A 12,339-nucleotide genomic window follows, 5' to 3' on the forward strand; every position below is an offset into this window, starting at 1 on the left:
CAAACACAAAAACGCCTTCCCGAAGGAAGGCGTCTATCAATTAACTCAGCTCTTCAGCCAGGAGTTGTTCGGCAGATTTAGACTTGTCACCCTGACCGAAACCGCGCAGGCCGACCACGTGTACGTGCTCGTGGTCCTTAAACACCTTACGCACCAGTTTATAGGTGGTGCCCTTCTCAGGACTGATGTTTTCCGGCGCCGCGATCAGCAGTTGCATGTCAAGACGTTCACACAGCTCAAACAGGGTCGCGATCGATTTCGCATCCAGACGAGCGGCTTCATCCAGGAACAACAGACGACATGGCATAATGTCTTTACTGCGCAGTCGGCGTGATTCTTCTTCCCAGCTCTGCACTACCATCAGCAGAATAGACTGACCGGTACCAATCGCTTCACCGGTCGACAACGCGCCGGACTCGGCTTGCAACCAGCCATCAGAGCCACGGTTAACCTCAACACTCAGCTCAAGGTAGTTACGGTAATCCAGCAGTTCTTCACCCAGTACCTGCGGTGAGCGCTGCCCCATGTCGATATGCGGGTTGACACGCTGGAACAGCTTAGCCATCGCTTCTGAGAAGGTGTAACGTGAGGTTTCAAACAGGTCCTTATGCTGGGCCTGATTCTCAGCCAGACCGGACAGCAGGATCTCATGGCTTTCACGTACTTTCACATTCAGACGCACACCATTGACCTGACCAAAACCGATGTTTGACAGCCCCTGGTTGAGCATACGGATCCGGTTCTGCTCGCGCTGAATCGTCTTGCGGATAATGCTGGCGACTGATTCTGAACTGATCGCCAGGCGGTTTTCACGCTGGGTCAGCTCTTCGGTCAGGCGGGCCAGTTCCACTTCCATCTCTTCAATCGCTTCCACCGGATCGTCAGTACGAATAATGTCTTGACGGATCCGTTCACGCAGATGCTGGTAAACGGCGATATAGAACAAAACTTTGCGTTCAGGGCGACCGTTGTCTTCCGACAGACGCAGCGCATCACGCAGGTCATCATTGTTGGCTACGGCCAGACGCAGTGCACCCAATGATTTATCCGACATCGAGCGCAGTTTCACCGGCTGACAGATAAGCCAGTTCACGCTTGTGCAGACGACGTTCAACATCATTGTCACGCGCCAGTCGCAGTACCGAACACCAGCCGGCTTTGGCATTCACAACAAAAGTACGCAGCTCTTTGTAGTCTTTCTCGACTTTCTTCATGCGCTTGGCCAGAGACTTCATCTCCAGCTCAGTCGAGGTAATCGTACGCTCGTATTCGCTCTTACGACTGCGCGAGCTGTGCAGGCGCTGTTGCAGTTCATCACGACGACGCTGAGCGCGTTCAACCGCACCTTCGTCTGCGTGTACGCCGTATTCCTGCAGTTCAGCTTTGAATTCCTGTACGGTTTCCAGTTTGGCCTGATGTGAGCTCTTAAGTGAAGCCAACACCTGGTTGTACTGGTTAAGCTGTGACTGAGCCTGTTTCAGCTCTTCACGCTGACGACCGCGCTGATTTTCAGCCTGGACCAACTTGGCTTTAAGCTGCTCACTGAGTTCACTGCTCTGGTTGAGAAGATCAACCGAATCCTGGTACGCAAAGTGGTGACGACGCTCAAGCAGATCCGACAAAGCGAAGATCTGGGTCTTCAGGGTCTGCAGTGCCTGGTCAGCCTGCTGGTACTGCGCTTCCAGCGCATCAAACTGTTCAGGGTCCGCTTCCAGTGCTGAGGCGATATTCTCCAGCTCGGCGACCGCTTTTCCGTGCGTGGTCAGGAAGGTTTTCGCTTCACTCAGGCGGGCAATGTTGGCGCTGATTTCTTCTAGACGCTCCTGCAGGGAATCATCTTCCAGCAGCAGCATATTCGGCGCAATTTTATCCAGCGCCGTCAGCGCCTGCTTGCTGAGCTGCAGTTGACTGCGTTGTTGCTGCTCCTGGTTATCCAGTTCAGCCAGAGTGCGCGCAGCCTGATTGCGTTTATCGCGAATCTGCTGCAGTGCCTGCTCTGGGTCGTCATTAAACGCCACCTGCAGGTGCTGGGCAACAAACTGGTTAAAGCTGCTGTAGAGACGCTGCAGTTTCTGCGAATCAAACGCGGCTTTCGCATGCTGTTCAACCACTTCTTCACGTTCATTGCGCAGCAGTTCCAGGCGCTGTTCACGTGCCGCTCGGCCGAACAATGGAATTTTCGGGAAACGTGAGTAACGAATCTGGTGAGCGTTAAGCTGCACACAGACCGCGCCTTCAAGCTCTTCGGCATTCATCGCACTGTCATCAAAGGCATCCACATCGCCTTCAATCAGGTACAAGTCTTCCGGGCAATCGTCCAGTTCAACCAGTTTTTCTTTGATACCAGACAGATCCGACACCACAATCGCGTGGCGCGCCGGGCCATACATGGCACTGAAATATGGCGCATCGTCAATGGTGATATCATCATAGATCTCTGACAGCAGCACACCGCCCAGCGTATCAGCCAGACCTTTCAGACGCGGATCGTCCGAACCACCCGGCGACGCCAGGCGTTCAATTTCACTGTCGAGCTGAGTGCGGCGCTCGCCCAGACGATCTTTGGCGATCGACTGAGCTTTTTCCTGCTCCAGCACGATCTGCATCTGCGCCATGACTGACTGGCTGTCAGCCAGTTCAGCATCACTCTGCTCACGCAGCGTTTCCAGTGCATCGCTGGCTTTAATCCAGGCCGGTGCAATGGATTCCAGACGGCTAATCTCAGCCTGGTAATCCTGTTCCAGCCGGCGTTGCTCGCTGCGTTTCTCACGCAGTTCCTCATACGAGGCTTCAACGCTTTCCAGCAGCGCAGCATGCCGCTCCTGCTCTTGCTCAACCGTCATGTCATCGCTCAGCGTCACCTGATGCTGCGACTGATAGCTGTCAGCCAGATGGCGCACCACATTCTGCTGCTCGATACGACGCTCCAGGTCACGCTGCTGCGAGTACCACTGGTGTTCGTTTCTGCACCACTTGTTTGGCATCCGTCGCCTGACGTAGCAAAGCCTTGGCTTTATCGGCCGCGTCACCGCGCGCCACTTCACCCAGCACGCTTTTCACCAGAGCATAAGCTTTATCAAACTGGGCCGCTGCCGCAGAGGACATATCCAGCTTGTGTTTCAGAGCCAGCAACTCCGTAGTGCGGTTGTCCTGCTCAGTCTTAAGACCCGAGACCAGTGACTGGGCTGTATCAGCACTCAGAGTCTGGTCATCAAGCAGCGTACGCGCTTTTTCCAGTGCGGTTACGGCTTGCTGATATTGCAAAGCGCGGGTTTGCTGGACATCCAGTGCCTGCTGGTAATCAGCCAGCTGAGTTTTCAGGCTGTCGACTTCTTCTTCCGCAATCAGCGCCTGCTCTTCAACCATCAGGACGCGCTCCTGCGCTTCCTCGACCACCATCATCTGCTCTTCGAGGCGAATGTTAAGCTCTTCGAGGTCATCCTGATAACGGGCAATTTTTTCCTGCTGACGCAGTGCATTCTGCACCAATTGCAGGTGATCCGACGCGCCCTGATAATCCTGCTCCAGGGTCGCTTCTGTTTCCACCAGCAGTTCCAGCTCTTCATGCACCCGGTTAAGCAGACTGTTCTGCTCAATCAAGGTTTCACGGGCGCTGAACAGCTCGCCACGCAGAGCCAGGGCTTGATCCATTTTCTGACGACGATCATTAGCATGGCGCATGTAGTCGGCAGCCACATAGTTGGTCGATTCCGTGATCAGATGCTTGAACAGATCACGATCCGCCTGGGTGGTTTTGATCGCTTCCAGCGTCATGCGGTTTTCACGCAGCGCGGATTCCATGTCCTGGAAAGCTTTTTTCACCCCGCCATTTTGTGGCAGCAGGTAATCACGCAGCGAGCGGGTAATCGCGCTGGAGATACCGCCGTAAAGAGAAGCTTCTATCAGACGGTAGAATTTTGAACGGTCACTGCTGTTACGCAGTTTCTTCGGTACCACGCCCAGTTCGAACATCTGGTTATGGTAATCAACAATCGAAGCAAACGATTTAAAGTGTGCACCTTCAATGCCCGCGACCGCATCTTTCACTTCGTTAATCTGACGCACGCGGGCGTGGTTTTCAGACACACTTTCAACCAACACATCGGTCGGTTTGACATGACTTGGCAGGCCCTGGATCAGAAACGGCTTGATATCGACTTTTTTATCGCGGCCCGCGACCTGTTGCAGCTTCACGGCAAACAGCACGCGTTGCTTGCGCGAGTTAACCACATCCAGCGCGGCGTAACAGGCGCCTGGCTGCAATTTACCGTACAGACCTTTATCACGCGAAGCCTGAGAGCTGCCCGCTTCAGTGGTGTTGCGGAAATGGAGCAGAGTCTGGTCCGGAATTAAAGCCGTGATAAACGCCGCCATCGTGGTGGATTTACCGGCACCGTTACCGCCCGATAAAGTGGTCACCAGATTATCGATGTCAAAGGTACGGGCAAAGAAACCGTTCCAGTTGACCATGGTCAGGGATTGATATTTACCACGTTCAATCATGCGTCACCTTCCAGCTCAGATTGCTCATCATCTTGTGAATCCAATAGATCGTCGTTATCCAACAGGCTTTGCTGATTCGGCTCCTGGGTGTGCACCACGGCTTCACCGTCACGAATCAGACGCAGCTGTGCATCACGCATATCATCACCGACACGAACATCGGCACCAAAGCGGAATACCGCTTCAGAAATACGGAATTTACCGGTATCGCCAATGTGGATGATCATACCCAGACGACGCAGACGACGCAGCGAGGTGCGCACTTTTTCAAACAGTTTCTCTTTATCAAGGTCTGAACCGTTGGCACGGTTGGTGACCAGCTTCATCAGCTTCTTCTCGTCCGCCAATGCCAGCAGCTCTTCATACAGCTCCTGATTGGTGAAGATGCCTTCGTGGGCCAGACGCTCCGGGCTGAGGTACAGGAAACACAACACTTTACCTACCAGCATATCCAGTTCAGACAACACACTACGGTTAATCAGTGAGGTTGAACGCGGACGCAGATAGAAGAAGCCTTCCGGCGCACGCACCAGTTCGGTGTTATAACGCTGATAAAACTGAGCCAGTTCCGGCTCGAAGTCGGACAACAGGGCATGGTTATCCATGTCGTCACTGGAAATATGACGGCCGGCACGCAGCAGGCTGTCCAGCGCCGGGAAACAGAGGGTTCGCGATCGCTTTGGCCAGATTCTCTGGCATGTATTCATTAATATCGGTCGATGACATTTGCTTGTACCTTTGCACCAAATTCGTTGATCGTCTGCCAGTCTGGCTGAATTGCCCGGTAATCCGAGCCTGAGTAACCGAGACGTACCGCCTGGTCGACCACAATTCGTGCTAAATCAAAATGATGAGTTCTCGGGTGAGCGGCGAGGTAATCACGCAATACGCTGCCGAGATCAATCGGCATGCCCTGCTCCTTGTGACCTTTCAGCATCTCGCCGATGCGTTCTGCCAGCTCATCATTGACCTGTTGGAATTCTTCATATTCTACTTCGACCGGCACATGGCCCGTCACTTCTTCGTCACGCAGCACCAATGCCTCATCGCGCAGATCACTGAGGCGCTCCGCATCGGCGTAGGTGAGATACCATGGTTGATCGAAGTAATCATTCACCGACTGACGCAGACGCTGGCTGAAGGCCCGGTTCTGGTCCATATCGATGGCTGTACGGATAAATTTATGCACATGGCGGTCGTAGCCAATCCACAGGTCAATCGCCTGTTGGCCCCAACTAGTGATCCGGTCGAGCTTCATCTGCAACCCAAACAGGGTTTCTCCGATAAAGTCGAGTTCCTCATCGCCATAGACAATTTCCTGAATATCCAGGATCTGGGTCTGCAGCTCATCACCCGCCGCCTGCAAGGTGTCTTGCAGTTCTCGCAGTGTGGACGAAGTCTCCGACAGCAGAGATTCACAGTTGATAATCGCATCGCGCCAGTCTTTATTGAGCAGCTCAGCTATCTGTTGTTTGACAGACTGCTGCTGCTCATCCATGACACGCTGGTTAAGGTCGATACGATCGAAAATTTCGCCCACCGAGTATTTCAGCACTCCATAGACGTTTTTCTTCCAGTGACCCGGCGTCCCTCCCTGCTGAGCAGACTCCACCGCTTTCGCCATTTCGTCAGCCACCATTGAGAGCTGAATCGATAGCTTAAGCTTGGAGAATTCACGGTGGCGAACGTAATAGTCAGTGATGCCGACTGCCAGCGGAGACAGACGATAGATACTGGCACCATCAGTGACTTCACTGGTAAAGCGACTGATCAAACGCTGTTTTACCAGCTCATTAATCGCGTTGTTGGCCCGAAAAGCGGACGCTTCGCCCGTGTCTTCGAACATGCGGGTCACAATCACAAACGCATCATGTAACTCGCCTTCACCTAGCTCTTCATCGAACCGTTCGTTGCTTAACACCGAAATGGCGATAAGAAACGCCAACCGTTCGGTGGTCAGGTTCAATGAGAAATCATTCTGCTTGACCCAGCTGACCAATTCGTCGATTGGCTGCTCCGCAGCGTTTCTGAGTTAACTCACTCATTGTTATTCCTGTTATTGTTTTTCTGGGCCCATACATGGATGTATCGGCCTAATGAGAGGTACGGCTCCTGACGGCAAAATTTCTGCTCCAGAGCCAGCACATCCTCATATTGGTATTCGCCCATATTTTTCATGTTACCGATGTAATCACTAAAACAGCGAATGCCTGACTTACCGCAGATCTCGAATCCGGCCGCTTCTATCCACTGATAAACGTCGGTCGGGATAAGCCCTTGCTGCGGTTGCAGTTTAAATCTTTTACGATGTGGCATGCCATCAAGGACATGCGGGATATTGCCACACACAGCGTTTTTGTAGACCAGGCCATGATAGTTGTAAAACATCACCGATACCATGCCACCCGGTCTCACCTGAGCAAGCAGGTTGTCCAGCGCGGCTTTTGGATCAGCCAACCATTCCATCACAGCGTGGAACATGGCAATATCCACCGGTTCTGATAAATGTTCCTGTACTGACTGTACCGGTGAATGAACCAAGCGATACTGCTCAAGCAACCCGTTATTTGCAATATCCTTCTCTGCCAGTTGCAGCATTTCAGAAGACAGATCACACAAGGTAACGCGATGGCCCAGGCGGGCCAGTTTTTGAGACATCTGAGCAAGACCGCCTCCTGCATCTAAAACGTGCAAAGGTTTGCTTATTCCATCAAAATGCGTTAACAGTTGGAGTAAATCTTCCCAAACAATGACTTGGCGAATCTCGCCTTTGTCAGAACCGTATATGTTTTTTGCAAATTTGTGGGCAATATCGTCGAAATTGCGATCTTCTGTCACTGTAGCATGCGTTATGATAATAAATCGTGCTGCTATTCTGTCATAGGAATGGCAGGAATAAAGAGGCTTTTAGCCCTTTTTATTATCAAGTGCTGTTTTTTCGGACTATTTGTTTATGTTTGAGCTGAAAAAAATTGTTTCTTCTTTAATGATGCCACTTCCGGCATTGCTGCTGATTGGTTTTGTGGGCCTGATGCTGATCATGTTCACTGCCAAACGCAAAACCGGATGCCTTGTTGTACTGTTCTCTCTGTCCGGTATATTTCTGATCTCTTTTCAGCCGGTCTCAAGTCGTTTGCTGATGCCGCTCGAGCGTCAGTACACGGCTTTTCTGCCGGTGGATGGCACCGTTGACTACATCATGGTGCTGGGTAATGGCCATGTGGTTGATGACCAGATTCCGCCGACATCCGAACTGAGCCGGGCGGCATTAATGCGCCTGAGTGAGGGGATTCGGGTGATGCGGATGTATCCCGGCTCAAAGCTGATACTGTCTGGTTATGCAGGCGGTAGTGAGTTTAGTCATGCACGCATGCTGGCTCGTGTTGCGTTAGCGCTGGGAGTCCCTAAATCAGATATCATCTTGCTGGAAACCGCCAAAGATACCTGGGAGGAAGCGCGTCAGGCTGCAGCGTTTGTGCAGCAGAGAAACCTTGGTTCTGGTCACGTCCGCCAGTCATATGCAGCGTGCCCTGAACGAGTTCCACTCTGCCGGTCTGCAACCGATCCCGGCACCGACCAATTATCTGGCACAAAGCAATATTACCCAGCCATGGGACAAGTACACGCCTAAAGCACTCTATCTTGAGCAAACTGAACGCTTTTGGTATGAAAGTATGGGGCTTATCTGGCAATCTCTGCGGGACTGGGTTGCGGGACATCAGCAAACCGCTCCGGTACAAGGTTCTCAAACCACCCTGGAATAATGGCAGATAACGTAAAAAGACCAGCTTAAAGCTGGTCTTTTTTATTGGTTCACTCGTGAACGGCGTATACTGACAGACTGACTGTATCACGCCGCGCCTTAGGGTAAACCACTGACAAAAGTGTTGACCACTGGCAAAAGTATTCGTCATCGGCAACATTAGTCACCAGCAAACATATAGCCCTCGCCATGCACGGTGACAAAGATTTGCGGATTCTTGGGGTCAAACTCTATTTTGGCGCGCAAACGGCGAATCAGAACATCAATCGTCCGGTCATTTGGCATATCCACCCGATGACTGAGCAGATTGAGAATTTTCTCCCGGCTGAGCACCTGGTTCGGACACGCCGTTAAAGCGACCAGCAGTTCATATTCCGCTTTAGTCAGTCGCACTGGCTTTTCGTTGTAAAACAATGCACGACGCAAAATATCGAAGCGCCAGTCACCAAATAACACCATACCTTGCGCCGGCGCCCTTTCGGGCAACTCTTGGCTGCCACTCAACGATACCCGCCACAGCAGATTTTTGACTCTGGCTAAAAGCTCACGCAAGGCTATCGGATGCGTAATATAGTCGTCAGCGCCCATCTCTAAGCCGATAATCCGGTCGATACTGTCTACATGGCCGGTCAGTAAAATAATACCGGCGGTCGACTCCCCGCGTAACTCCCGGGTCAGTAACAGGCCATCCTCATCGGATAAATTAATATCCAGGATCAAAATGTCCACCTGGTGTTGAGTGAATATCGCCCGTAGTCCCGCAGCATCACTTGCCTGTGAAACCCGATATCCTTCTTTGTCAAAATAACCAACCAGGGTATTGCGTGTCACATCATCGTCAACAACAACAAGAATATGATTGCTCATGGCATAATTGGATCCATAAAAACGATGCAACCAATTTTAAATATTGCCGGGGGCAATTCTAGCATTCACGGCAAAAATCCACGTCTTTGTTGATTCAAGACAAGCTCTGACAGCAATGACTTCCCCCACAAACAACAAAACCCATTTTGTTTAACCGTTTTTTCACTTAACGCATTATTACTATTGATGATTATTGATTAGACTTACTACAAGTACACGCAGCCGGAGTCTGACCATGCAAGACATGCAAGAACTGAAAGCTTTCAATGATCAACGCGCCGAAACTCTATTGGTGGTTATCCAGTTTATTCAACCAGGAACTGAGCGCCAAAGAGCTGGCTCAATATCATTCTCCGCAGATTCGTGGTTTCCTTTCGGGGTTAGGTGAAAATGACCAACTCAAGCCCGCTGTGCGAAACATCATCAGCGCCCTTAACCGGTTACTGGAAAGACAGGACGCGCAATTTGAGCTCGCCGCCGATTTTTGCCGTTTGTTTCAAGGGGTCCAACCTCAAGCGCCTATCCCCTGCGCTTCTCATTACAGCAACACATCCACTCCCGGCCACGACACTGCGGCGTCAGAAATGGCGCAGCTGATGAAAGCCGCCGGCATTGCCAATAGCTCACCGACGCAACCTGCCGATCACATCGCAGTCGAGCTCGACTTTCTCGGCCATATGATCATTCGCAGCAATGAGCTGGAGAAACCGGTCCATATGGAACAGGCGTTCGCTGAACAGGCCATTTTTATCGAGAACAGCTTAATCAATTGGGTACCACGGTTTGCCCAGCGGTGCCGTGAGCATGACACCTTCGGCTTTTACGCGGCCGTCACTGACCTGTTGGTCGCGTTATTAAAACTCGACTTAGCCTATCTCACCAACGAGTAACAGGCTTTTATAGCGCTTTAGGTGAACTAACCCGCCCGATTTAGTGATGATAATTTAGACTCATCCGATGAATTTCGTTGCGACTTAGGGCGTTGCAGTCTAGAATCTTGACCGCAAACGATAAAATACAACTTTAAGATGCAAACCGCTGTTTAAGGGCGGTTTTTGTGTTTTTACTACTTATAGGCTTCACTTTGTGTAAAAGCCTAATCGCTGCTGAACCTGAGCATGGCTTCCCCCGAACGGCGGGATATACTGCTCAACGGGCAACATCCATCATGACGTATACCGTTCATGACACGATATTGTTGCATCGGCAGTCATCGACAGGACAAACCTATGGCTACGATTAAAGACGTTGCTCGCCTGGCCGGCGTTTCAACAACAACCGTATCTCACGTAATAAATAAAACCCGTTTCGTTGCAGAAGCCACGCAAGAAAAAGTGATGGAAGCGGTAAAAGAGCTGAATTATGCACCAAGTGCTGTAGCTCGCAGCTTAAAATGCAACACGACCCGTACCATCGGGATGCTGGTGACCCAGTCAACCAACCTGTTTTTCTCCGAAGTGATCGATGGCGTAGAAAGTTACTGCTACCGTCAGGGTTATACGCTGATTTTATGTAACACCGGCGGTATCTACGAAAAGCAACGTGACTACATCCGCATGCTGGCGGAAAAGCGAGTTGATGGCATGTTGGTGATGTGTTCGGATCTGACCGAAGAACTGCTGGAAATGCTTGAAGCACATAAAGACATTCCGAAAGTGATCATGGATTGGGGCCCGGAAACGTCTCAGGCCGATAAAATCATGGACAACTCGGAAGAAGGGGGTTACCTCGCGACAAAATATCTGATTGACCATGGCCATCAGGATATTGCCTGTCTGAGCGGCCATTTTGTCAAAGCGGCTTGTCAGGAAACGTATCGCAGGCTTCCGTCGTGCGATGGCTGAAGCCGATCTGCCAGTATGTGAAGACTGGATCCTGGAAGGTAACTTCGAGTGTGATACCGCAGTACTGGCGGCGGACAAGTTGATTGCCATGGATAAGCGCCCGACCGCTGTGTTCTGTTTCAATGACACCATGGCTTTGGGTCTGATCAGCCGTCTGCAACAACGTGGCGTGCGTGTACCGGATGATATGTCTGTGATCGGTTACGATAACATCGAATTAGCTGAGTACTTCTCCCCACCGCTGACGACTATCCACCAGCCAAAACGCCGTGTGGGTAAAAACGCCTTTGAGATCCTGCTGGAGCGTATCAAGGATAAAGAACACGAGCGCCGTGTGTTCGAAATGCATCCTGAAATCGTAGTACGAGATACGGTAAAACACTTGACAAAATAAGGGTTTCATCGAAAATAAGCATCAAATATCATATCAGAACACGTTGCTTGTTTGAATTTTGTTGCACCCGTTAAATATAAACTTTAGAATGAGTATCACATTTGCAGATTGCAAATGTGATACTCATTCAATGATTTGATCATCCTTTGATAAAAAGGAGATGTCACGCACAGGGCAAACCATCTGAAAAGGTGGGACGCAAAGCCTCCGGCCTAAACCAGTTTCTGGTAGGTAGCGGGGTTACCGATGGCAAAAATGCATTAATTAAGAAGTTGACTCCCTACTGACACACATACTGCATTCTTTTGCTATTCTCTCGGACCTGATTTTGGTGGCGTATTAATTAATACACCGAGACTTAAAGCATGGATAAACCAATACTTAAAGATTCAATGCGGCTATTCGAACAATTAGGACGCGTTAAATCTCGTTCAATGTTCGGCGGATTCGGCATTTTTGTCGATGACACCATGTTCGCATTAGTAGTTAATGATAAATTACACATACGTGCCGACGACGCTTCAACTGCAAAATTTAAGCAACAAGGTTTCGAACCTTATGTTTATAAGAAGCGGGGTTTCCCGGTCGTAACCAAATATTTTGCGTTACCGGAAGACTGTTGGTCAGACACCGGACGTATTCTGGAAGATGCTAAAGCTGCACTTGCCGTCGCGAAAGCGGAACGGGAAACACAAGCTCAGGCAAAACCAGATCGTTTAAAAGACTTACCTAACCTGCGATTAGCGACAGAGCGGATGCTGAAAAAAGCCGGCATTCAAAGCGTTGAAGACTTGCAGGAAAAAGGTGCCGTAGAAGCTTACAAAGCCGTTCGACAGTCACATTCTTCAGATGTCGGTTTGGAACTTCTGTGGGCACTGGAAGGCGCGATAGAGGGCAAGCACTGGTCAGTAATCCCTCAGGCACGTCGCGACGAGTTGTTACAACGTTTGTCTTAATCCTTTAAAAAA

At 50.7% G+C, this 12,339-nt stretch carries 4 protein-coding genes, 5 pseudogenes and 1 riboswitch; of the genes and pseudogenes, 4 read left to right on the forward strand and 5 right to left on the reverse strand.

Annotation, left to right across the window (positions count from 1 at the left end; all coding sequences use genetic code 11):
- Positions 1–40: 40 nt before the first annotated feature.
- The 4 genes and pseudogenes from mukB to cmoM all read right to left on the reverse strand — a co-directional run bounded on the left by mukB (position 41) and on the right by cmoM (position 7,341).
- Positions 41–4,503 (reverse strand): annotated as a pseudogene (mukB, locus tag ABDK09_16910) (chromosome partition protein MukB).
- Positions 4,500–5,229 (reverse strand): annotated as a pseudogene (gene mukE / locus ABDK09_16915) (chromosome partition protein MukE). Before mukE ends, mukB begins: the two co-directional pseudogenes overlap by 4 nt.
- Positions 5,210–6,511, reverse strand: a complete 1,302-nt coding sequence (gene mukF, locus ABDK09_16920; GenBank protein XAW90771.1) for a chromosome partition protein MukF — start codon at positions 6,509–6,511, stop codon at positions 5,210–5,212. Before mukF ends, mukE begins: the two are co-directional and overlap by 20 nt.
- A gap of 29 nt (positions 6,512–6,540) precedes the next feature.
- Positions 6,541–7,341 carry a tRNA uridine 5-oxyacetic acid(34) methyltransferase CmoM gene (gene cmoM, locus ABDK09_16925; GenBank protein XAW88718.1) on the reverse strand — a complete coding sequence of 267 codons (801 nt, stop codon included), beginning with the start codon at positions 7,339–7,341 and terminating at the stop codon, positions 6,541–6,543.
- Between the two features lie 115 nt (positions 7,342–7,456).
- Between cmoM and elyC the strand changes: the two are divergent.
- A pseudogene (gene elyC, locus ABDK09_16930) lies at positions 7,457–8,267 on the forward strand (envelope biogenesis factor ElyC).
- A gap of 158 nt (positions 8,268–8,425) precedes the next feature.
- Here the strand turns inward: elyC and torR are convergent.
- Entirely contained in the window at positions 8,426–9,133 is a 708-nt protein-coding gene (gene torR / locus ABDK09_16935) for a two-component system response regulator TorR (GenBank protein ID XAW88719.1), read from the reverse strand.
- 244 nt (positions 9,134–9,377) lie between these two features.
- On the opposite strand from torR, the pseudogene torD reads away from it, so the two are divergent.
- The 3 genes and pseudogenes from torD (at position 9,378) to ABDK09_16950 (ending at position 12,327) form a co-directional block, all read left to right on the forward strand.
- Positions 9,378–10,023 (forward strand): annotated as a pseudogene (gene torD, locus ABDK09_16940) (molecular chaperone TorD).
- A 339-nt stretch (positions 10,024–10,362) separates the two neighbouring features.
- A pseudogene (gene purR / locus ABDK09_16945) lies at positions 10,363–11,371 on the forward strand (HTH-type transcriptional repressor PurR).
- 163 nt (positions 11,372–11,534) lie between these two features.
- Positions 11,535–11,619, forward strand: a riboswitch (cyclic di-GMP riboswitch).
- Positions 11,620–11,736: 117 nt separating this feature from the next.
- Positions 11,737–12,327: a TfoX/Sxy family DNA transformation protein gene (locus ABDK09_16950; protein XAW88720.1), complete on the forward strand. Its 591-nt coding sequence runs from the start codon at positions 11,737–11,739 to the stop codon at positions 12,325–12,327.
- Positions 12,328–12,339: the final 12 nt, after the last annotated feature.

It is taken from the genome of Vibrio sp. CDRSL-10 TSBA, from assembly GCA_039696685.1.
GTDB lineage: Bacteria > Pseudomonadota > Gammaproteobacteria > Enterobacterales > Vibrionaceae > Vibrio.

Coding starts and splice junctions, on each gene's coding strand:
- ABDK09_16950 (XAW88720.1), top strand. CDS start 11,737: ATGGATAAACCAATACTTAAAGATTCAATGCGGCTATTCGAACAATTA.
- torR (XAW88719.1), bottom strand. CDS start 9,133: ATGAGCAATCATATTCTTGTTGTTGTTGACGATGATGTGACACGCAAT.